The organism is Streptomyces sp. NPDC001980, from assembly GCF_040296885.1.
Classification (GTDB): domain Bacteria; phylum Actinomycetota; class Actinomycetes; order Streptomycetales; family Streptomycetaceae; genus Streptomyces.
This window is the reverse complement of sequence record NZ_JBEOYD010000021.1, coordinates 1-20,800: the sequence shown is the minus strand read 5'-3', so window position 1 is coordinate 20,800 and position 20,800 is coordinate 1. Positions and strand designations below refer to the sequence as shown.

Annotated in this window: 24 protein-coding genes and 1 pseudogene; 12 read left to right on the top strand and 13 right to left on the bottom strand. The window is 72.0% G+C overall.

The genetic code is table 11. The features are described 5' to 3' along the window. Window positions 1-112: 112 nt before the first annotated feature. From ABT137_RS28860 to ABT137_RS28840, 5 genes are all read left to right on the top strand, one after another. A complete protein-coding gene (locus ABT137_RS28860; protein WP_351713957.1) occupies window positions 113-1,525 on the top strand; it encodes a condensation domain-containing protein in 1,413 nt (470 codons plus the stop codon). Between the two features lie 152 nt (window positions 1,526-1,677). Beyond that, window positions 1,678-1,923 (top strand): hypothetical protein, encoded by a 246-nt coding sequence (locus tag ABT137_RS28855; RefSeq protein WP_351713954.1) that lies wholly within the window; start codon window positions 1,678-1,680, stop codon window positions 1,921-1,923. 36 nt (window positions 1,924-1,959) lie between these two features. After that, the gene (locus tag ABT137_RS28850) at window positions 1,960-2,352 is read left to right on the top strand and encodes a hypothetical protein (protein WP_351713952.1); all 393 of its coding nucleotides are present in this window, start codon (window positions 1,960-1,962) and stop codon (window positions 2,350-2,352) included. Between the two features lie 131 nt (window positions 2,353-2,483). Continuing rightward, window positions 2,484-2,768: a hypothetical protein gene (locus tag ABT137_RS28845; protein WP_351713950.1), complete on the top strand. Its 285-nt coding sequence runs from the start codon at window positions 2,484-2,486 to the stop codon at window positions 2,766-2,768. A 164-nt stretch (window positions 2,769-2,932) separates the two neighbouring features. Further along, window positions 2,933-3,277 carry a hypothetical protein gene (locus tag ABT137_RS28840; RefSeq protein WP_351713948.1) on the top strand — a complete coding sequence of 115 codons (345 nt, stop codon included), beginning with the start codon at window positions 2,933-2,935 and terminating at the stop codon, window positions 3,275-3,277. A 68-nt stretch (window positions 3,278-3,345) separates the two neighbouring features. Here ABT137_RS28840 and ABT137_RS28835 read toward each other — a convergent pair whose 3' ends face one another. From ABT137_RS28835 to ABT137_RS28825, 3 genes are all read right to left on the bottom strand, one after another. Next, the gene (locus ABT137_RS28835; protein WP_351713946.1) at window positions 3,346-3,636 is read right to left on the bottom strand and encodes a hypothetical protein; all 291 of its coding nucleotides are present in this window, start codon (window positions 3,634-3,636) and stop codon (window positions 3,346-3,348) included. Between the two features lie 230 nt (window positions 3,637-3,866). Next, a complete protein-coding gene (locus tag ABT137_RS28830) occupies window positions 3,867-4,157 on the bottom strand; it encodes a hypothetical protein (RefSeq protein ID WP_351713944.1) in 291 nt (96 codons plus the stop codon). A gap of 146 nt (window positions 4,158-4,303) precedes the next feature. Then, on the bottom strand, window positions 4,304-4,777 hold the full coding sequence (locus ABT137_RS28825) for a hypothetical protein (RefSeq protein ID WP_351713942.1): 474 nt from the start codon (window positions 4,775-4,777) through the stop codon (window positions 4,304-4,306). A 466-nt stretch (window positions 4,778-5,243) separates the two neighbouring features. Between ABT137_RS28825 and ABT137_RS28820 the strand changes: the two genes are divergently transcribed. The 3 genes from ABT137_RS28820 (at window position 5,244) to ABT137_RS28810 (ending at window position 7,177) form a co-directional block, all read left to right on the top strand. Next, on the top strand, window positions 5,244-6,035 hold the full coding sequence (locus ABT137_RS28820; RefSeq protein ID WP_351713940.1) for a hypothetical protein: 792 nt from the start codon (window positions 5,244-5,246) through the stop codon (window positions 6,033-6,035). 74 nt (window positions 6,036-6,109) lie between these two features. Continuing rightward, window positions 6,110-6,388, top strand: coding sequence for a hypothetical protein (locus ABT137_RS28815; RefSeq protein WP_351713938.1), 279 nt, complete (start codon window positions 6,110-6,112; stop codon window positions 6,386-6,388). Between the two features lie 132 nt (window positions 6,389-6,520). Next, window positions 6,521-7,177 carry a chaplin gene (locus ABT137_RS28810; RefSeq protein WP_351713936.1) on the top strand — a complete coding sequence of 219 codons (657 nt, stop codon included), beginning with the start codon at window positions 6,521-6,523 and terminating at the stop codon, window positions 7,175-7,177. Here ABT137_RS28810 and ABT137_RS28805 read toward each other — a convergent pair. Both ABT137_RS28805 and ABT137_RS28800 read right to left on the bottom strand, forming a co-directional pair. Beyond that, window positions 7,174-7,884 (bottom strand): isocitrate lyase/PEP mutase family protein, encoded by a 711-nt coding sequence (locus ABT137_RS28805; protein ID WP_351713934.1) that lies wholly within the window; start codon window positions 7,882-7,884, stop codon window positions 7,174-7,176. The two genes, ABT137_RS28810 and ABT137_RS28805, sit on opposite strands and share 4 nt — an antisense overlap. After that, entirely contained in the window at window positions 7,881-8,378 is a 498-nt protein-coding gene (locus ABT137_RS28800) for a carboxymuconolactone decarboxylase family protein (protein ID WP_351500229.1), read from the bottom strand. The genes ABT137_RS28805 and ABT137_RS28800 overlap by 4 nt, the downstream gene beginning before the upstream one ends. Window positions 8,379-8,425: 47 nt before the next feature. On the opposite strand from ABT137_RS28800, the gene pdxR reads away from it, so the two are divergent. Both pdxR and ABT137_RS28790 read left to right on the top strand, forming a co-directional pair. Next, window positions 8,426-9,889, top strand: a complete 1,464-nt coding sequence (pdxR, locus tag ABT137_RS28795; protein ID WP_351713931.1) for a MocR-like pyridoxine biosynthesis transcription factor PdxR — start codon at window positions 8,426-8,428, stop codon at window positions 9,887-9,889. Between the two features lie 52 nt (window positions 9,890-9,941). Beyond that, window positions 9,942-10,421, top strand: a complete 480-nt coding sequence (locus tag ABT137_RS28790; protein WP_351713929.1) for a carboxymuconolactone decarboxylase family protein — start codon at window positions 9,942-9,944, stop codon at window positions 10,419-10,421. A 151-nt stretch (window positions 10,422-10,572) separates the two neighbouring features. Here ABT137_RS28790 and ABT137_RS28785 read toward each other — a convergent pair whose 3' ends face one another. Genes ABT137_RS28785 through ABT137_RS28760 form a run of 6 tightly spaced genes read right to left on the bottom strand, consistent with a single transcriptional unit; the run spans window position 10,573 to window position 18,486 of the window. Next, window positions 10,573-11,355: an aminotransferase class IV gene (locus ABT137_RS28785; protein ID WP_351713927.1), complete on the bottom strand. Its 783-nt coding sequence runs from the start codon at window positions 11,353-11,355 to the stop codon at window positions 10,573-10,575. Window positions 11,356-11,382: 27 nt separating this feature from the next. Continuing rightward, on the bottom strand, window positions 11,383-12,600 hold the full coding sequence (locus tag ABT137_RS28780; RefSeq protein ID WP_351713925.1) for an FAD-dependent monooxygenase: 1,218 nt from the start codon (window positions 12,598-12,600) through the stop codon (window positions 11,383-11,385). Further along, window positions 12,597-14,168 (bottom strand): class I adenylate-forming enzyme family protein, encoded by a 1,572-nt coding sequence (locus tag ABT137_RS28775; protein WP_351713923.1) that lies wholly within the window; start codon window positions 14,166-14,168, stop codon window positions 12,597-12,599. Before ABT137_RS28775 ends, ABT137_RS28780 begins: the two co-directional genes overlap by 4 nt. A 2-nt stretch (window positions 14,169-14,170) precedes the next feature. Next, the gene (locus ABT137_RS28770) at window positions 14,171-15,679 is read right to left on the bottom strand and encodes an AMP-binding protein (RefSeq protein ID WP_351713921.1); all 1,509 of its coding nucleotides are present in this window, start codon (window positions 15,677-15,679) and stop codon (window positions 14,171-14,173) included. Then, complete coding sequence (gene pabB, locus ABT137_RS28765) at window positions 15,676-17,868, bottom strand: aminodeoxychorismate synthase component I (RefSeq protein ID WP_351713919.1); 2,193 nt, start codon at window positions 17,866-17,868, stop codon at window positions 15,676-15,678. Before pabB ends, ABT137_RS28770 begins: the two co-directional genes overlap by 4 nt. A 30-nt stretch (window positions 17,869-17,898) precedes the next feature. Next, window positions 17,899-18,486 (bottom strand): antibiotic biosynthesis monooxygenase, encoded by a 588-nt coding sequence (locus tag ABT137_RS28760; RefSeq protein ID WP_351713917.1) that lies wholly within the window; start codon window positions 18,484-18,486, stop codon window positions 17,899-17,901. A gap of 208 nt (window positions 18,487-18,694) precedes the next feature. Here ABT137_RS28760 and ABT137_RS28755 point away from each other — a divergent pair, with 208 nt between their 5' ends. Together ABT137_RS28755 and ABT137_RS28750 are read left to right on the top strand one after the other, a co-directional pair. Further along, the gene (locus ABT137_RS28755; RefSeq protein ID WP_502984590.1) at window positions 18,695-19,483 is read left to right on the top strand and encodes a DUF3050 domain-containing protein; all 789 of its coding nucleotides are present in this window, start codon (window positions 18,695-18,697) and stop codon (window positions 19,481-19,483) included. A 122-nt stretch (window positions 19,484-19,605) separates the two neighbouring features. Further along, on the top strand, window positions 19,606-19,731 hold the full coding sequence (locus tag ABT137_RS28750; RefSeq protein WP_351713913.1) for a hypothetical protein: 126 nt from the start codon (window positions 19,606-19,608) through the stop codon (window positions 19,729-19,731). Window positions 19,732-19,759: 28 nt separating this feature from the next. Here ABT137_RS28750 and ABT137_RS28745 read toward each other — a convergent pair whose 3' ends face one another. Next, window positions 19,760-20,587: a DMT family transporter gene (locus ABT137_RS28745; protein WP_351714132.1), complete on the bottom strand. Its 828-nt coding sequence runs from the start codon at window positions 20,585-20,587 to the stop codon at window positions 19,760-19,762. A 115-nt stretch (window positions 20,588-20,702) separates the two neighbouring features. After that, window positions 20,703-20,800, bottom strand: a pseudogene (locus ABT137_RS28740) (hydrolase); the annotation flags it as partial.

Sequence of the window (20,800 nt, the reverse complement as noted above, 5' to 3'; positions counted from 1 at the left end):
TCCGTTCGAGATGTCACACATCCCGCTGAAATCCCGGCGACACAGCGATCATCGCGCGCGTACGGCTTGCCGTTGACGATGAAGCTGGTGTCTTCTGCGAAGGAGAGCCACCGTGCGAATTTCTGACATCCAGCGCTGTGAGATCCGGCCCGGACGGCTCGTCGAGTGGAGGTTCAGCCCGGTGACGATCGCGGCCGCGGCGGCGCTGCCGCCGGATCCGCGACCACCGGCGTACATCCAGGAGTCGCACATCAGAACGGCCCGGTCGGTGCGGGAGGACGGACTGTTCGTACCGACCTGGCTCGGCGCTGCGTTCGACCTGCCGGGCCCGGTCGATCTCGACGCGCTGGAAGGGGCGTTGCGCGGCTGGACGCTGCGGCACGAGACGCTGCGCAGCGGCTTCCGGTGGGCCGGTGACGACATGCAGCGGTTCACACTCGCCGAGAACGACGTGTCGCTGCACCGCGAAGTGGTCGGCGAGTTCACCGACGCGGGGGCGCTGACCCGGTACCTGCAGGATCGGTTCGACGCCGCGGCCGACGCGCTCGGCTGGCCGAACCTCATCTACACGGCGGTCGTACGCGAGGACTCCACCAGCGTGTACATGGCCTTCGACCACACCAACGTCGACGCCTACTCGATCCACCGGCTCCCGGAGGAGATCAACGGACTGTACGCGGCGGCCGTCACGGGAAGCCCCGTCACCGGTCCCTCCGTGGGGAGTTACGTCGACTTCTGCGAGCAGGAGCGGGCCAACGCGGACGGCATCGACGACACCCACGCCATCGTCACGCGCTGGCGGGAGTTCATCGCCCGGTGCGGCGGCCGGCTCCCGGAGTTCCCCGTCGACCTCGGGCTGGAGCCCGGCGGGGTGCTGCCCACCCAGAAGCTGGTGTGCGAGCCGCTCGTCGACGCGGCCGCCGCAGCCGCGTTCGAGGCGTACTGCCGCCCCTACGGCGGCAGCCTGGTGGGCATCCTGGCCGCGACCAGTCTGATCGTCCACGAACTCGGCGGCCAGCCGGTCTACCGCACCGTCGTGCCGTTCCACACCCGGCTGAAGTCCGCGTGGTCGGACTCGGTGGGCTGGTACGTCGGCGGCGCACCCATCGAGGTACCCGCGGCGCGGGACCTGGAGACCGCGCTCGACACGGTCCGTGCCGAGCTGCGGGCCAACCGGTCGCTGGCGCGCATCCCGCTCGCCCGCGTACTGCGGCTGCTCGGCACGGACTTCCGGCCGACCTCGCCCGACATGTACTCGATCATCTCGTACGTGGACGCCCGTCTCATCCCCGGCGCGGACGACTGGGCCGAGCAGAAGGCGTACGGGCTGCTCCGGGTGTCGTACGGCGACCAGGTGTGCGCCTGGGTCAACCGGCTGCACGAAGGACTCTGGTTCGCCTGCCGCTACCCGGACACCGACATCGCCTACAAGAACGTGCGGCGGTATGTCGAGAGACTGCGGGACCTGATCCTCTCCGTGCCCGCCCCCGATCGCCCGCGGCCCGCGGAGCTGGCGCTCTCCTGACCCAACTCCCCCCGCCCATAAGGTGATTATGTGTTGCTATGTCACCCTCGGGTTGGATGTCCGTTGTGGAACGCCTTATCCCGCTACTGCTAGTGTTCGTGCAATCACGCTAGGCAACCAATTCGCCGTATGAGCAAAGGACCGAGGGTTCCATGCGCAAGCTTCAGCAGGTCGTGATCGCAGCAGTGGCGGCCGCCGGCGGCCTGTCCGCCGTCGGTGCCACCCCCGCCGTGGCCGATGCCTACGACAGTGGGCCGCAGGTGTCCAACCACTACCGCCCCTACCAGGAGTGCAGCCCGCAGACGGTGTCCGAGAACGACGTCCCGATCGGTGTGCTCGGCCTCGCCGACACCCTCGACACCAACTGCGGCCAGTACAACCAGGCTTTCACCGGCTGAGTTCGGCGGGTGTCCTCACGACAGAAAGCGCATCGCATGTTCAGCGGGAAGATCAGCGGGAAGAAGATCGCGGCCGTCTCGGGGCTCGTCGGCGGCCTCGCCGTGGCCTGCGCCGGTCTCGCCCCGGCGTACGCCGCGGCGGGTCCGGGCAAGTGCACCGACGATCTCATGGGCAACCTCACCTGCACCCAGCGGATCAAGGGCGAGGTTCCCGAGGGCGGAACCCCGCCGCACCAGGAGACCTGCAAGCCGGTGCAGCCCGTGCAGTTGCCCGCCGTCCTGGGTCAGGGGACGGAGCGGCTCGGGCCCGAGGTGACCTGTTCCCCCGGAACCGTCGGGGTGGCGCCCGTGGAGAAGGGTGACGAGCCGGAGTCGCCCGGCGACCCGTTCCGTGTCATCGGCCGGATCCTTCCGGTCGGTGGCCGGTAGCGCCGATACGGCAGACGGGGCTGATGCGCAACATGGCGGGCGTAGATCCTCGGTTGACTACGTAATGTGTGTATATGCTCACACTAAGTAGTCGAGCCGGGCGTTACCGCCTGGACCAGAAAGGGTCAATCATGCGTAAGTTTCAGCGCGTCGCACTCGTAGCGGCGACGGTTGCGGGGCTCTCCTTCCTCGGTGCCGGGGTCAGCTCCGCCGCCGGTGGCGAGGACGCGCCTCCGCAGATCACTGCCGTGGCCAACTCGGCGGCCAACGCCCTGGCCGTCGGCGGTGGTTACTACGCCACTCCGCAGGCCGAGCCGCAGGCGCAGCCCGAGGCGCAGCCCGAGGCGCAGCCGCAGGAGCAGGGGAACTCCGGTCCCGAGCAGGGCGGTTACGACCAGAACCAGGGTGGCGAGTAAAAACGCACCCCGCACGAACTCGGTACCCCGCACCGGCACCGCTTCGGTCCGTTCGCCGGTGTGCTGAGTGACAACCATGGCGAAGGCAGCCCGGACGCACCCCGACTCCGTCGAGGTATGCGTCCGGGCTGCTTTGCGTCGCCCTTCGCAGAGGAAGACAACTCATGTTCACTGCACGGAAGATCGCCACCGTCTCGGGGCTCGTCGGAAGTCTCGCCGCGCTCTGTGTCGGCGCCGGGCACGCGTACGCGGACCCGTCCCCGGGCGACTGCAGGACCACCGCCCAGGGCGGCACCGTCTGCGTTCACAAGAGCGAGTCGCGTATCGACAAGAACGGTACGCACGTCGTCAAGCAGGCGCAGGACTGCTCGACCTCCGACCGGCCGCGCGTGCTGTTCCCGGACGACCAGATGGTGGGTGAGGGATCCACCAGCGCCGGGGAGGTCGTGGACTGCTCCAACAAGGCGGAGCTGCCCAAGGGCTTCAAGAGGCCGCACATCGAGTTCTGAGGGCCGCACAAACAACAGTCCCCGGTTTCCCGGCCGTTGGCCGGGAAACCGGGGACTGTTGTTTCGCCCTACTTGCCGAGCGCGCTGTTGCTGCAGCCCATGGACGAACCCAGGGACGACTGCTGCGCACCCGAGTTGCCCTCGCCGTTCAGCAGGTTGCCGCCCAGGCCGTTGAGGATGCCGACCTCGCCGAGGACGTCGAGGTTCAGGTCGTGCGACTTACAGCTGCTGCTCTGCTGGATGTTGAATTCGTCGCCCTTCTTGCCCCAGCCCTGGTCGGCGTGGGCGGCGCCGGCGCCGAGGAGCCCGAAGCTCCCGAAAGCGGTGACGAGAACGGCGGCGGTGCGGAGCTTGTGCATGTCATCTCCGATGAATGAGGTGGATGCGATCTGCGGGAAATCGCGATCTGTGTCATAAAGGCTGATACGAAATACCCGAGATAACCGCGCGACGCGCCGAATACCGCTGTATTTCCCCGCCTTGAAGACCAGTCGACACACACGAATGGTCCCGGCGCGCGGCGCCGGGACCATTCACTGTCCGGCGCCGCGGCGTCGGACGGAGCCTCGGAAGGCTGCTGTTACCGGCCTCAGAAGGCGCTGTTGTTGCAGCCCATCGTCGAACCGAGGTTGGTGGCCTGGGCGCCCGGGTTGCCCTCACCGTTCAGGGCGCTGCCCAGCAGGCCGTTGAGCAGACCGACCTCGCCGAGGACGTCGAGGTTCAGGTCGTGCGACTTGCAGTGGGAGCTCTGGGTGATGTTGAACTTGTCGCCGCCGCCGCCGTGCCCGTGGCCGTCGCCGCCGGCGTAAGCCGTGCCACTGACGAGGCCGATGCTGCTGAGAGCGGCGACCAGGACGGCGGCGTTGCGAAGCTTGCGCATGTCATCTCCGTGGAGTGGGGGGTTGCGATCTGCGGAAGATCGACTTTTTACAATTACGGGAGATTAGTACCTAATAGGGCAAATCTGGCAACGACGCGCGGTTCTCTGCGATACACGGCAGAAACACCCGAAGAGTCGAACGGCCGTCAGCCCTGGCGCTGTGCGCTGGCGAGGGCGTTCGACTGGCTGTTGGCCTGGCTGCACTCGATGCCCCGGGTCTGCGAGGCCGCGAGCAGGGCGACCGGGACGTTCGCGTCGAGCAGGGACTGCGGGCTGCACTCCTGGTACGGACGGAACAGGTTGTTCTGCTCCACCGGTCCGCCCTGCGCCTGTTGCGGGGCCTGCGGCGAGATCTGGGGGCTGATCTGCGGGTTCAGCTGGGGGTTGAGCTGCGGCGCGACCTCGGTGCCGCGCTGCGGGGCCTGTTGCGGGGCCGGTGCGCCGTACGTCTGCGCGGTCGCCTGGGCGGAGGTGGCCGCGGCGGCCTGGGCGTCCGGCTGGGAGACGGGGGTGGGCCCGGTCCCGTAGGAGACGGGAGCGGCGGAGCTGGGGCCGGCACCGACAGCGGTCAGACCGCCGGCTGCTGCGACGATGAGCGCGACCTGCCGAAACTTGCGCATGAAATCCTCGGCTCTTCATTTGATCTGTGCACGGAACCTGATGAAATGACTGATGGGGTGGCGCGGTTATCGCCTGGTCGCCGCCCCGGGCGGCTGGGATGGCCCTTCGCCCTCACCCTGTGGGGAACGAGAGGCGTGCGGACCCGGATACGGGCGCGGTGTCGTGTCACCCGTTTGCCGAAAGGCATATGAGCGGCAACGCCCGTATCGGTGACGGCAATTGGGTGACGCGACTCAGAATTCCCGTGACCATCGCCGGACATTCCTCGTTCCGGTGGGGAGAGGGCGGCGGCCGAGGACCTGAGGAGAACGAGGCGAATCGCTGCCGACTCCGATGCGAAGTTCGCGTGCTGCTCAGGAGTACCGCTGCTGAAAGTGCAGTGTCATTGCCGCACCGTCTGCACGCGCGACCGCACTGAAGGCAATGGACTTTCTCATCTCCAGGTATCGAAGGGCCGAGGGTTTCATGCGCAAGCTTCACAAGGCCGCGCTCGTTCTGGCAGCGGCCGGCGGTCTGTCCGCCATCGGCGCCGGCGTCAGCTATGCCGACGCTGCTCCCGTCGGATACGGCGGTCCGGCTCCGGTGCCGGCTCCGGACCAGCCGTATCCCCAGGCCCCGCCTCCGGCACCTGCTCCACAGCAGGCCCCCTATGCCGCCGGCCAGACCCAGGGCTCGGCCCAGGCCACCGTCCCCGCCTACCCGCAGCAGCAGGCCGCGCCGCCGCAGTACCAGCAGGCCCCGCCGCCCCCGCAGTACCAGCAGGCGCCGCCGCCCCAGCCGTACCCTCAGCAGCAGACCGGTTACGCCGCCGCCTCGGCCTCGTCGCAGGGCTCGGCCCAGGCCACCACCGCCCCGGCGTACCCGCAGCCGCAGTACGCCCCGCAGCCGCAGTACCAGCAGGCGCCGCCGCCCCAGCAGTACGCCCAGCCGCAGGCCGCTCCCGCGTACCCGCAGCAGCAGTACGCTCCGCCGCCGCAGTACCCCCAGCCGCAGCCGCAGCCCGCCCCGCCGCAGGTCGTACCGCAGGTCATGCCTCAGGTCATGCCGCAGGTCGCCCCGCAGCTGGCCGTTCCCCAGGGCTACGCCCCGGAAGGTCCGACGCGCGTCACCCCGCAGGTGAACCCCCAGGTGAACCCGCAGGTGAACCCGCTCATCAACCCCGTACTCGGCGCGGGCGTGCCCGGGCTCGCACCGGTCGGCCTCGGCCAGGTCGCGGCGCCTCCCGTCGGCCAACTGGGGCTTCCCCGCCTCGGCTGACGCCCTCCCGTCATCGTCCGCACCGTCCATTCGATCCGCAGCGGATCACCGTCCGCTCGACCAACGGAGAATCCATGCGCACGTTCCACAAGGCGTTCCTCGTGGGCGCCGCCGTCCTCGGCAGCGTCTGCTCGATCGGCGGCAACACGGCCTTCGCACACGGTGAGCCGGGCCACGACATCGACGTCACCCAGGGCACCGAGTGCCGCTCGCACGACATGAACATCGAGGTGCTCGGCAACGTCAGCGCCCTCACCGGCCTGGCGGGCAACCTGCTGAACGGCGAAGGGAACCCGGGTGCCCAGCAGAGCCACCTCGGCTCGGACATGGGCTGCAACAACCAGGCGCTCTGACCTGACAGGCCACTTCTCTTCTTGCTACTCAGCCATTTTCCCAACGTTTCACCGAGTCCGGGTGACTGCCCGCGACGCGTCTGGAAGGGCAGGTACCCCATGAAACGGGTTACCCGGAACAGTGTGATCGCCATGGCCGTCGCCTCTGGTGCGATGGCAGTCGCGGGGACGGCCCACGCCGACTCCGCCGCGGACGGCACCGCGAGCGGCTCGCCCGGGCTGGCGTCCGGCAACACCGTCCAGTTGCCGGTGGACATCCCGGTGAACGTGTGCGGGAACACCGTGGACGTGGTCGGGCTGCTGAACCCCGCGATGGGCAACAAGTGCTCCAACGAGGGTCACAACGAGGGTCACAAGGCGCCGGGGAAGGGGGGCTCCAGGACGTCGGGCCGGGCCACGGCCGACGGAACCGCCCACGACTCGCCGGGAATTCTCTCCGGCGACCTCGTGCAGATCCCGGTCCACGTGCCCGTGAACATCAGCGGCAACAGCGCGAACCTGGTGGGTGCCCTCAACCCGGTCTTCGGCAACGAGTCGAGCAACGGCTCGGACGACCAGCCCGACGCGCCCACACCGGACACGCCGCGGGTTCACCACGAGCCCCAGCACCCGGCCAAGGCGCACCCGCGGCGGACCACCGTCGTGCGGCAGCGGACGACCGACACGCTCGCCCAGACGGGAGCGGCGAGCCCCTGGGCGCCGGCCGCCGTGAGCCTGGCCTCGCTGGCGGCCGGCGCGGTGCTGTACCGGCGCTTCCGCCCCGGGACGAACAGCGCGTACTGCGCCTAGCGCGCAAGCGCGTGCAGTGACCGCAGGGCCAGCCGCAGCAGGCCAGGTCCGAACGTGACGCGGGTGGCCCCGAGTTCGCCGAGTCCGGCGGGCGAGGGGCCCTCGCCGTCCACGCGGGCGTACATGTTCAGCGGGCCCTCGATGCCGGCGCGGAGGAGGGGGAGCACGGCGACGGGGGCGTCGATCGGGTAGATGCAGTCGGCGCCTGCCGCGACGTACAGCGCGGCCCGCTCGATGGCCCGGTCGGGGTCGGTGACGCCGCGCGCGAAGGTGTCGACGCGGGCGTTGAGGAACAGCCGGTCACCGGCGGCCGAGCGGACCTCGGCCAGCCACTCGGCGTGCTCGTGCGGGTCCTTGAGGACACCCCCGCCGGAGTCCTCGAGGTTGCAGCCGACCGCCCCGGCCGCCAGCAGGCGTTCGACCAGCTCCTTCGGCGCCAGCCCGTAGCCGTCCTCCACGTCCGCCGACACCGGCACGTCCACGGCCCGCGTGATCCGCGCGACGGCCGCGAACATCTCCGCCGCCGGGGTCCCGCCGTCCGCGTACCCCAGACTCGCCGCCACCGCGGCACTCGGCGTCGCCAGCGCCGGGAACCCGGCCGCCACCAGGGCCCGGGCGCTCGCCGCGTCCCACGGGCCGGCCAGGACCAGGGGGTCGCCGGGCGGGCGCCTGTGGTGCAGCGCCCGGAAGACCTCGGCCTTGCTCACCCGTGCTGTCCCGGCGTGTAGTGCCCGGGGACCATGCGGGTCGTCACGGCGAACCGGTTCCAGGAGTTGATCACGATGATCGAGGCGATCAGCTGCGTCAGCTGCACCTCGTCGAAGTGCTTGGCGGCCCGCTCGTAGACCTCGTCCGGCACGAAGCCGTCGGTCAGCACGGTGACGGCCTCGGTCAGCTCGATCGCGGCGAGCTCCTGCTCGGTGTAGAAGTGCTTCGACTCCTCCCACGCGCTGAGCTGAACGATGCGCGCGATGCTCTCGCCCGCCGCGAGCGCGTCCTTGGTGTGCATGTCGAGGCAGTACGCACAGTGGTTGAGCTGCGAGGCGCGGATCTTCACCAGCTCGAACAGCTTGGCGTCCAGGCCCTTACGGGCGGCCCCGTCCAGGCGGACCATCGCCTTGTAGACCTCGGGCGCGTGCTGTGCCCAGGAGAGGCGGGGGGTGTGCTCGGGGGCGTACTCGGCGTTTTCCTGATTGCTCATGGTGCCGACATTAGGCGCCAGGCAGCCCAGGGGTATGGTCCATTTCCATGGAGAATGCATGGGCCACTCCGTCGGCTCGGCCCGCTTCGCCCGCTCGGCCCACCCGGGCCGCCCTGGGCATCGACCTCCACCTGGAACCGGCGGCCGGTCCGGGCCTGCGCCGGGGCCTGACCGACGCGCTGCGCGAGGCCGTGCGCAGCGGCCGGCTGCTCCCCGGCACCCGGCTGCCCTCCTCCCGTTCCCTCGCCGCCGACCTGGCCATCGCCCGCAACACCGTCGCCGACGCCTACGCCGACCTGGTCGCCGAGGGCTGGCTCACCGCCCGGCAGGGCTCCGGCACCCGGGTCGCGACGGGCGTGGCGCCGGTGCGGCAGGCGGAGACCCCCGCGGGTACGGCCGCCCACCGGCCCGCCTACGACCTGCGGGCCGGCTTCCCCGACGTCTCCGCCTTCCCGCGCACCGAGTGGCTGAAGGCCGCCCGCCGCGCCCTCACCGCCGCCCCCAACGAGGCCTTCGGCTACGGCGATCCACGCGGCCGCGCCGAACTGCGCACCGCGCTCGCCGCCTACCTCGCCCGTGCCAGGGGCGTGCGCGCCGACCCCGAACGGATCGTGATCTGCGCCGGGTTCTCGCACGGCCTGAGCCTGCTCGGCCGGCTGCTGCGGGCCCGCGGGGCGGACACGGTCGCCGTGGAGTCGTACGGCCTCGACGAGCACTGGCAGCTGCTGACGGCGGCCGGACTCCGCCAGGTCGCGCTGCCGTTCGACGAGCTCGGCACGGACACCAGGGAGTTGGCCCAGGGATCGGCCGCCGTACTGCTGACCCCCTCCCACCAGTTCCCGATGGGCGTGCCGCTGCACCACGACCGGCGGGCGGCCGTCGTGGACTGGGCGCGGCGCACCGGCGGCCTGGTCCTGGAGGACGACTACGACGGCGAGTTCCGCTACGACCGCCGTCCCGTCGGCGCCCTCCAGGGCCTCGCCCCCGACGAGGTGGTCTACCTGGGCACCGCCAGCAAGTCCCTGGCGCCCGGCCTGCGGCTGGCCTGGATGGTGCTGCCGCCGACCGTGGCCCGGGAGGTGACGGCGATCAAGGGCGGCGTGGACACCTGCGGGGCGCCGGACCAGCTGACCCTGGCCGAGTTCATCACCTCCGGCGCGTACGACCGCCACGTCCGCGCAGCCCGCTTCCGCTACCGGCGGCGCCGGGACGCCCTGGTCAGAGCCCTCGCCGAGCGCGCCCCGGCGATCCGGGTCACCGGTATCGCGGCGGGCCTGCACGCCGTGCTGCGGCTGCCGCCCGGCACCCAGGGCCGGGTGATCCGGGCCGCCGCGGACCGCGGCCTCGCCGTCGAAGGCCTCACCCCGCGCCACCACCACCCCGAGGCGGCCACCGCGCCCCCGGACGTCCTCGTCCTCGGCTACGGCACCCCGCCCGACCACGCCTGGTCGGGCGCGCTGGAGATCCTGTGCACGGTGCTGTCCGACCCGGCTGTGACCGGCGTCGCCTGAATTCCCGGACAACGGCCCCCGTAATTGAATTACGGAGGCTAGAGTCTCCCCCATGAGCAATGGCGATCAGATTTCCCGCGTGGCCCTCAAGAAAATCACCCCCGACGTCTCCTCGGCGATGGGTTCCCTGCATGCCGCCGCCGTCACCGCGGCCCAGGACGCCAAGGTCGAACCTGAAATACTCGAACTGGTCAGAATCCGCGCCTCCCAGCTGAACGGCTGCGCGTTCTGCCTCGACATGCACACCAAGGACGCCCGCGCGCAGGGCGAGACCGAGCAGCGGATCTACGCCCTGAACGCCTGGCGGGAGACCCCCTTCTTCACCGAACGGGAGCGCGCCGCACTGGCGTTGACCGAGGCGGTCACCCTTGTCGCCGACGGCCACGTGCCCGACGACGTCTACGCGGAGGCCGCCGGGGTCTTCGACGAGCCGCAGCTCGCGGCGCTCGTGTGGGCGGTTACCGTCATCAACGCGTACAACCGGATCGCTATTGCGACGCGGATGGTGCCGGGGGCTTATCAGCCCAAGTAGGCCGAATGAAATCAGGCCGATATCCGGCCCGGTAAGATATTGCCGGGCCGGTTTTTTCTTGCGTTTCATCGATTGTGTTGCGGCTGCGGGGCGGTGGGGGCTGGTCGCGCAGTTCCCCGCGCCCCTTACGGGGCGCTATTCAGCCGCTTATTCATAGCGGCTCAGGTACCTCCTCGTCGAGCCACGCCCGCCATTCCGGTACCCGTACCGCCGAGCCCACCCCCGCCGGCCCTCCCACCCAGCGCGTCACCGGTCTGATCCCGTGCAGGGCGTTGACCAGCCACACCTCCCGGTCCGCCAGTTCGGCGAGGGTCCGTTCGCGGTGGGCTACGCCGATGCCGGTGCGCTCCGCGCGCTCCTGGATCAGGGCGAGGGTCACACCCGGGAGTAGCGGGAGGCGGGGCGGTGGCAGGCACAGGGTGTCGTCCTCCCACCAGAGCACGCTGGTGGTGGCCGCCTCCAGGACCACCCCGGACGGGCCCACCAGCACCGCCTCCTGGGCGCCCGCCTCGACCGCCCGGGCGCGCAGCCGGGCCAGGACGTCCAGGTCGGGTCCCTTGCGGCGGGGCACGGTACGCGGATCCGGCTGGCCGGCCGCCCAGACCTCGACCGTGGAGCCGAGCGGCGGGGCGGGCCGCAGCCGCAGCCGCACGTGGTGGGGCGTGAGTTCGACGCGGGGGAACCACTCGCCGGTACGGGGCAGCGCGGCCGTCACGGCCCGCCAGAACTCCAGCAGCCGGTACGCCGGTGGCCCGTCGCACTCGCCGCAGGACCGCACGAAGCGGTCCCGGTGCCGGTCGAGGCCGCGCACCCTGCCGTCCCGCACCAGCCAGGAGTCTGCGACCAGCAGCGGTTCGTCAACGTCCGGGACGGGCCGCAGGCCGGCGGCCGGTGACCACGCGAACACGCCTTCCGCCACGGCCGGTCGTGTCATGACTCCTCCTCCGTGCCGCTGCCGCACTCAGTATTTACGGCCCGACAGAGCCGCTGCCCCGCTCCGCGGCCCGTACGGCGCGTGCTCCAGCCAGGATCCGCAGGAGGGCAGGACCGGCGCCAGCGCCGCCGCCGCACGCTGCCGCAGCCGGACGATCCGGCGCCGGGGCCGCAGCTGGTCCAGGGCGGCCCCGGCCGCCTCGCTGTTGAAGAGCGCGGCGGCCCGCCGTACCGCCGCGAAGTCCGCCACCGGGCTGTTCGCGACGGTCTCCGCCGCGGCCGCCGCGACTGCATCTGCCGCCGCTGCCGCGACCGCATCTGCCGCCGCTGCCGCGTCGGCGATTCCGCTGTTCATGCCCCGCGCCCCGAACGGCGGGAAGAGGTGCGCGGCCTCCCCGGCGAGCAGCACCCGCCGGTGCGGGTCGGTGAAGGAGGCCGCGACCTTGCGCAGGAACCGGTACGTCGACACCCACAGGATCCGGTCCGCATATCCCTCGCCCACCACCCCGGGCAGCCAGCGGCGGACGGCCTCCTCGGTGCCGTACTCCTCCGCCCGGTCGTGGGCGTGGCACTGGAGGTCGACCTGGAAGCCCCCGGTGAACGGCACCCGCATCACGCTGCGGCCGCCGACGCCGGGGTGCTCGTAGTGGAAGACCCTTTCGAGGGGCAGTTCGGCGCCCGGCCGGTCCGCCACGTCGACGACCACGTGGAAGCCCTCGCCGTGCGTGCCCTCCATGGGGATGCCGAGCCCGGCCCGGACGGCGGAGCGCGCGCCGTCCGCCGCGATCACGTGCCCGCACGTCAGCTCCCGGCCGTCCGCGCAGCTCAGCGAGGCGCCCGAGGCGGTGGTACGGACGCCGATCACACGCGCGTTCCACGCGAACTCCACGCCCGCCGCCGCGCACGCCTCCCGCAGGAACCGTTCGGTGTCCACCTGGCGCAGGCTGGTGAAGGGCGGCCGCCCGGACGGGGGCGGAAACGTGCGGGAGTACACCTCCCGCCCCCGGTACAGGGTGCGTCTGGTGTGCCAGGTCCGGCCGTACGAGGTGATCTCGTCGGCGAGTCCCGGCCGCATCCCGTCGAGCAGCGCGAGGGTCTCGCGATGCACGAACAGGGCGCGGCTGCCCGGCCGTTCGCGGTCCTCGGGGTCGGCTTCGAGGAGCAGCACCGGCAGTCCGTGCGCACGCAGCGCCAGCGCCGCCGACAGGCCCACCGGGCCGGCGCCGACCACGACCACGGGGGTCACGCGCGGACACCCGCCGCCAGCATCCGGGTGATCTCCACCCGCTTCACCTTCCAGGTCGCCGTCATCGGCAGCTCCTCGAACCGCCACTGCCGCGGCTCGGCCATCGCCGGCAGGTCGGCGGTCGCCGCCCGCCAGCGCTCCGGGTCCAGCGGCCGTTCCCCGCGCACGCACACCACCGGGACCGGCTCCCGGTCCGCGCCCGGCACGATGACCACCTCACGCAACTCCTCCAGCCGGTCCATGAGGGTGTCCTCGACCTCCAGGTTGCTGTGCACGGAGTCGATCCGGTCGATCTCCCGGTCGATCAGGTACAGCGCGCCCAGCCGGTTCCGGTACCCCATGTCGCCCATCTGCCACCACTCGCCGTCCAGCTGCCGCTCGTACTGCTCGCGGGCGCCGAGATAGGTGAGGATGCGGCCCCGGGTGCGGGCCTCGATCCGGCCGGGGGTGCCGGGCGCGGCCGGCTGCCCGTCGGGGCCGGTGACGCGGACGCTCGTGAAGCCCGGGATGCCGATCCCGACGCGCCGCCCGTCCGCGCGGGCCACGGTCCGGCGCGTGAACCACTGGAAGGCGACCGGCCCGGTCTCGCTCTGCCCGTACAGCTGGAGCAGCCACGGGCTGCGGCGCTTCGAGGCGTCGAGCAGCCGTCGTACCGTGCGCGGGTGGATGGCGTCGAACGTCGAGCCGTACGACTTCACGCGCGACAGCGGGGCGCCGGGCGCGTCGGCCAGCTCCTCCCAGAGCACGAAGGTGTTGGGGTGCGTCTCGACGATGCCGGGGCGGTGCCGGGCCAGCATCGGGCCGACCCTCGCCGGGTCCGGGTCGGTGATCAGCAGCAGCGGGCTGCCGTAGTGCAGCAGGACGCCCAGCAGGTGGTAGAAGCGGGAGTGCACGAAGGACATGTGCAGGGCCGCGACCTCGCCGCGGGTGGGCCAGCCCATCGCCTGCTGCGGGACGAGGCGGTTCCACATGGTCTGCGGGCAGTGCACGGCGAGTTTGGGGACGCCGGTGGTGCCGGAGCTGTGGGTGATCAGGGCGGGTTCGCGCGGGTGCAGCCGGATCGCCGGCGGGACCTCGGCACCGGTGTGCTCGGTCAGGGACACCACACCGGGCACGCTGTCGACGGTGAGGGTCTGCCGGACCAGGCCCTTGACCTCCAGGCCGGCCAGTTTCGCCGCGTCCGTGACCAGCCACGGCTGCTGGAGCCGGGCGAGCAGCTTGCCGACCACCTCGCCGGCCAGCGCGGGGGAGAGCAGCACGGGCACCGCGCCGATCCGGGAGACCGCGCAGGTCAGCAGCACGATGTCGACGTTGTCGGTCTTGTGTACGACGACCTGTTCGGCCGGTCGTATCCCGGCCGCCCACAGGCGCGCCGACAACTCCTCGACCGCGTCGGCCAGTTCCGGGTAGCTCAGGCGGACCCCGAGGTCCGGGTGGGTGTCCAGGGGCCGGTCCAGGGTGACGAACACCCCGCCGTGCCGGTCGGCGGCGCGCCGGAACAGCGGGCCGAGGTAGAAGCCGCGGTCGCCGATCAGGGACTCCTGCATGGAGACGGTCCTTTCAGTCATGGTCACCACGCGCCCCGGCGGACCAGATGGCGGCGGAGCTTCCCGGTCGGGGTGCGGGGCAGGGAGGGCAGGAGGCTGACGCTGCGCGGGACCTTGAAGGCCGCGAGCCGCTCCCGGGCCAGCCACAGCAGCTCCTCCTGGAGCCCGTCCGGCGCCGGGGTGACGGCGGGGACCACGAAGGCGCGCAGCCGTCCGGTGCCGGTCCCGTCCGGCACGGCGGCCACCGCGACCTCCCGCACCCCGGGATGGGTGCGCAGCACGGCCTCCACCTCCAGCGGGGAGACGGTGATCCCGCCGACCATCTCCAGGTCGTCGGTGCGGCCCAGGTGCCGGTAGGCGCCGTCGGGTTCACGGACCGCCCGGTCGTGGGTGGCCAGCCAGCCGCCGGCCAGAGTGCGCGCGGTCTCCTCGGGCCGGTCGAGGTAGCCGGGCGTCACCGTGGGCCCGCGCACCCACAGCTCGCCCTCGTGACCGTCCGGCACCGGGCGCCCGTCGCGGTCGCGCAGCTCCACCTCGAAGCCGGGGACGGGACGGCCGACGGTACCGGGATGGTTGTGGCCGAGGCTGTTGGCACAGAAGGCGTGCCCGGCCTCGGTGGAGCCGATCTGCTCCAGGACCGGGGCGCCCAGCAGCTCGCCGACCCGGGCCCCGAGCCCGTCGGGCAGGCCCTCGCCGGCCGACACGGCGGCCCGTACGGAGGCGAAGCACGCCCCGTGCCCGGTGCCCCGGTCGGCGACCAGCGCCGCGTACGCGGACGGCACCGAGTACAGCAGGGTCACCCGGTGCCGGGCGACCAGCTCGTCCACGGCCGCCGGGTTCGGGCGCCGGTCCACCAGGACCGCACTCGACCCCGAGAAGAGCGGGAAGACGAAGGCGTTCCCGAAGCCGTAGGCGAAGTACAGCTTGGAGACGGACAGGGTGACGTCGTCCGCGGTGATGCCGAGCAGCCGCCGCCCGATCAGGTCGTGGTACGCGGCCGGGTGGGCGTGGGTGTGGACGACCCCCTTGGGCCTGCCCGTCGTCCCGGACGTGTACTGCACGTACAGCGGGCTGTCCGCGTCGACCGGGCGGGCGGCGGCGGGTTCGGCGGCGGGGGCGAGGGCGAGGAGCTGGTCGGCGCCGAGGCGGGCCCGCCCGGAGAAGCGGTCCTCCAGGCCCGGTCCCGTCAGGCACAGCACCGCGTCGGTGTCGGCGGCCATGAACGCGTGGTCGGCGGCGGGCAGTTCGGGGTTGACCAGGACGGCCACGGCGCCGAGCCGGGCGACCGCGAGGAAGCCCACCACCCAGGCGATCCCGTCCGGCAGCGCGAGCACCACCCGGTCGCCGGGGGCCACGCCCTGGGTGGCGAGGACGGTCGCGGCCCGCGCCCCGAGGCCGTGCACCTCGCCGTGGGTCCAGGCGCGGTGGCCCTGGTGGAAGGCGGGACGGTCGCGCCAGCGGTGGCGCTCGGCGAGGTCGGTGAGAAGGGCGGCGAGGTTGGCGGTGGCGGTGAGGGCGGGGGCCTGGGTCATCGGGCGGCCTCCTCCACGGCGTCCGCCGCGGCCGACGCCGTGTGCTCCCGCAGCGCCCGCATCTGCGCGGCCGTCTTCAGCAGCATCTCGTCGTACTCGGCGGCCGGGTCGGAGTCCAGGACGATCGCCCCGCCCGCGCCCAGCTGCATCCGGCCGCCCGCCATCACGGCCGTGCGGATGACGATGTTCAGGTCCGCGCCGCCGCTGCACCCGAGGTAGCCGAGCGCTCCCGAGTACACGCCCCGGGCCTCGGTCTCCAGACCGTCGATGATCTCCATCGTGCGCAGCTTCGGGGCGCCGGTCATCGACCCGCCGGGGAAGCAGGCGCGCACGCAGTCCACGGCGTCCGTGCCGGCCCGCAGCCGTCCGGTCACGGTCGAGACCAGCTGGTGCACGGTCGCGTACGACTCGGTGGCCATGAGGCGGGGGACCCGGACGGTTCCGGTGCGGCAGACCCGGCCCAGGTCGTTGCGGAGCAGGTCGACGATCATCAGGTTCTCGGCGCGGGTCTTGGCGTCCGCCGCCAGCGCGTCCCGCAGCCGGCCGTCCTCGAACGGGGTCGCCCCGCGCGGCGCGGTCCCCTTGATGGGCTTCGCCTCGGCGACCCCGTCCCGGGTGATCCGCAGGAACCGCTCCGGCGAGGAACCGGCCACGTCCAGGTCGCCGAAGCGCAGGAAGGCCGCGTACGGCGCCGGGTTGACGCGGCGCAGCTCCCGGTAGAAGGCGTACGGGTCGGGCGGGGCGGGCAGCCGGGCCGCGTTGGTCAGGCAGATCTCGTAGCTGGTGCCGGCCCGCAACTCCCGCCGGCAGGCCGCGATGTCGGCGAGGTAGGCGGCCCGGTCGCGCACCAGCCAGGGCTCGGCGGCCGCCAGGTCCGGCTCCGCGGCGGCGGGCGGGGCCGGCCGGGGCGCGGCCGGGGCCAGGAAGCTGAGCTGGGCCAGCGTGTCCGTCAGCCACTCCTCGGCGGCCCGCGCGGCCTGCGGGGTGTCCTCCGCCAGACAGACCGCGTAGGTGACGTCCTCCTCGTGGTCCACGGCGATCAGCCGGTCCGCGAACAGCCAGCAGGCGTCCGGGGTGTCGGCCCGGTGCCGGTTCGGGGAGCCGCAGTCGGCCTTGGTCTCGTAGCCGAAGTAGCCGACATAGCCGCCGGTGAAGTCGAAGGGCAGCCCGTCGGCGTCCACCCGGCGGCTGCTCAACTGCCGCTTCAGATAGTCGAAGACGCTCGCGGACACCTTGCGCGGCGGTCGTCCGGCCCGCTCGACCGCACACCGCCCGGCCGTGACGTCGTAGCGCACGAACTCGGCGAGCGGGCCGCTGTCGTCGCCCAGGAAGGAGAAGCGCGAGCGGCCCTCCTCGACGAGCGAGCTGTCCAGCCAGAACGCGCGGGGCGAGGCGGCGAAGAGGCGGCTGAAGGCTGCCTCCGTGTCGACGGCACCGGCGATCTGCCGGGTGTGCAGGCGGTACGCGGGCGGGGTGCGGTCGGCCTGCCGGGGGCGCGGGATGGTGGCGCCGGCGCCGGGGACGGCCGCCGCGGTCCGGGGGACGGTGGCTGCGGCCCGGGGGACGGTCGCCGTGGTCGGCGGGACGGCGGTGTTCTTGGTACGTGCTCTGCGGGCCCGGCGGGCGGTGAGGTTGCGGAAGTTCACCAGCATGCGGTGGCCGTACTCGGTGAGCACCGACTCGGGGTGGAACTGCACGCCCCACAAGGGCCGTTCGCGGTGCCGCAGCCCCATCAGGACGCCGTCCTCGGCCCAGGCGGTGGCCTCCAGGGCGGCGGGCAGCGGCTCGTGCACCGCGAGGGAGTGGTAGCGGACGGCGGTGAAGCCCTGGGTCAGTCCCTCGAAGAGGTCCCGCCCGTCGTGCCGCACCCGGGTCAGGTGCCCGTGCCGCGGCTGCGGAGCGGGCGCCACCCGGGACCGCTCCCCGAGCGCGATGCCCTGGTGGCCCAGGCACACCCCGAGCACGGGGACGGTGGCCTCGGCGATCACCCGGGCGCTGATGCCGAAGTCACGGCCGACGCCCGGATGCCCGGGCCCCGGCGACACCACCACGTTGTCGAACTCCGCGAGAGCGGGCGGCGCCGGCTCGTCATTGCGGATCACCACCGGTTCCTCGCCGTTGACCTCGGCGATCAACTGGAACAGGTTGTAGGTGTACGAGTCGTAATTGTCGATGAGCAGGGTCTTCACCCGCCCACCTCCCTCGGGTCGTTCCCGGGCCTATACGGCCCGTCGTTTGTGCCGCCCGCGCAGCGCCTGGAGCGGGGGATACAGCCATTTCTTGAAGAAGCGCTGAAGTCGCGGCATGAGAATCCACGTGACAAGCGCTGTCACGCAGAGGCAGAGCACCAGAGTGCGAATGAGCGGGTTGACGCCGCCGAGATAGGGCAGCACGGCGATATTGAACAGCAGGACCGGCGGGAACACCGCGCTCATGTTGATGAACCACAGTTTCCACTTCGCCGGCGGGGTGGGCGGCGGCGGTGCGGGCGGCGGGCCGGTCAGCGAGTCGAACCACTCCTTCGACCCCCGTACGCTACGCCGCCCGGTGGGCCGGGCGATGCCGTCCGCGCGGATCTCCCACTCGCCGCGGTCCGGGGAGTTCTCCCAGGCCAGCGCGGAGTCCTCGGTGGCGAAGCGATACACGACATGCCATTCCGTCTCCTGGTCGACTAGGACACCGCCGCCGAGGAACCCCGGCCGGCGGGCGCTCGCGCCCAGCATGGCCCACCCCCACGAGTGGAAGTCGGCCTCGCGACCCGGCATCACGTGATAGGCCACGGTGACGGTGACGGGATTACTGGTCACGGTGTCCTTTACGGAATGGACACAACTCGCGTTCAAAGATTCAACGAGTTTTTTGATGTCCGGATCGTGACTCTTTATAGCGCTTTCTATGTGCTTGCCGCGGTCTGCTGCCCGCTACTTCTGGTAACTCGCCCGTAATTCCGGAAAGTGCTTGCCGGGTCGGCCGCGGAAGTTGCACGATCGCGGTCCCAGAACGAAGGAGGCCGCCATGTCGAGGTACGTCTGGAATTTGACTGAAGAGGGTCGACAGGCAATCGATCAGGCGCGTTCCGTGATCGAACCGGCGCGAAAAGAAGTGACCGCGCACCCGCTTTACCAGCGAATATCGGACCGGGAACACCTGGCCGCGTTCATGGCCCACCACGTGTTCGCCGTCTGGGACTTCATGTCCCTGCTCAAGTCGCTCCAGCGGGAGCTGACCTGCGTCGACGTCCCCTGGGTGCCCCGCGGCTCCGCGGTGGCCCGCAGGCTCGTCAACGACATCGTGCTGGTCGAGGAGAGCGACGCCCTGAAAGACGGCTTCACCAGCCACTTCGAGCTGTACCGCGCCGCCATGACGGAGGCGGACGCCGACACCGCCCCCGTCGACACCTTCGTCGCGCTCGTCGCCGAGGGCCACGACGTGCCGGCGGCCCTGCGCGTGGCTCAGGTCCCCGCGCCGGCCGCCGAGTTCGTGCGCACCACCTTCGGCATCATCGCCGACCGCCCGCTGCACTGCCGGGCCGCCGCCTTCGCCTTCTCCCGCGAGGACCTGATCCCGGACATGTTCGACCAGGTCATCAGGGAAGAGGGCACCGACCGCTTCCCGCTCTTCCGGGACTACCTCGCCCGGCACATCGAGGTCGACGGCGAGGAGCACACCCCCATGGCCCTCCAGATGGTCGCCGACCTGTGCGGCACCGACGACGCCCGCTGGCACGAGGCCACCGAGACCGTGCTCGTCGCTCTGGAGGCCAGGTCCCGGCTGTGGGACGGCATCACGGCCGCGATGGGGTGAGCGCGGCCGGGGGCGGGGCGTGCCTTCGCGCCTCGCGGGGCGTGCCCCCACGCCATGCGGGGCGTGCCCCACGCCCCGCGCCCGGCGCGTCAGCCGAAGGGGCGCGGCCGAGGAAGCCGCGGATGTGCTCGGCGATCCGGATCGCGGCGGAGGCGGTCATGGCGTGGAGCACCGTCCAGCAGACACTGCCCGGCCGGATGAAGGCGCGACGCCACTGCCGGCGCACCCGCGACGCCGTGACCCACTGACGGCAGGCGCCGCCATCGGGCAGCGGGCTCACCCCTCCTCGGCCTTGACCGGCGCCTCCCCGAACCGGCCCAGGGCCAGCGCCCCCGCCACGGCCACCGCGAAACCGAGCACCGCGAGCCAGGTCAGCCCCTCCCGGGTGCGGTCGCCGAGCCACACCACCCCCACCGCCGCCGGGCCGATCGTCTCCCCGATGACCATGCCGGCCGTCGCCGTGGTCACCGAGCCGCGTTGCAGGGCCGAGGTCAGCAGCATGAAGGCGCCACCGCCCCCGATCAGCAGCGCATAGATCGCGGGGTTGGTGAACAACCCGGCCGGCCGCAGGGTGTCGATCAGCCGCACCGACACCTCCACCACCCCGAACCCGAACCCCGCCCCGAGGCCGAGGACCAGCGCCCGCCCCCGCCCGGTCAGCCGCCCGCCGGCCAGGCCGAGCAGCAGTACCCCCACCGCCGTCCCGAGCATCACCCACTTCAACGTCATGGACCCGGCCCGGTCCCCCTCCGGCCCCGACGCCAGCCCCAGCATCGCGAGCCCCGCGCACACCACCCCCACCGCGGCCCACTCCATCCCGCTCAACCGCACCCGCAGCAGCCGCGCCGCGACCACCGCGGTCACCGCGAGCGACGACGCCAGGGCCGCGCTCACCGCGTAGATGGGGAGCGCTCGCAGCGCCAGGATCTGGAACACGAACCCGAGCCCGTCCAGCCCCAGCCCGACGACGTACCGCCACTGCCGCACCGCGCGCAGCAGCAGCGCGGCCTCCCCGCCGGCGCCGTCACCGGCGGCCCGCGCGGCCATCGCCTGCAGGACCGTCGCCGTACCGAAGCAGATCGCGGCCGCGAGGGCGCACACCATTCCGAAGAGCACAAAGGGACTGTAGGCGAGGGGAGCGTGCGGTGATCGGGAGGAAAGTAAGAAGGAGCGGGCCCGGGGCGACCCCGGACCCGCTCCTCGGGCTTCTCGGGCGTCAGCTCGCGCCGGTGAGCCAGGCGGTGGCGTTGAGGGCGAGGGCCGCGTTGGTGGCGCCGCTGTCGTTCCAGCCGTCGTACAGCGTGTTGCCGGACTGGC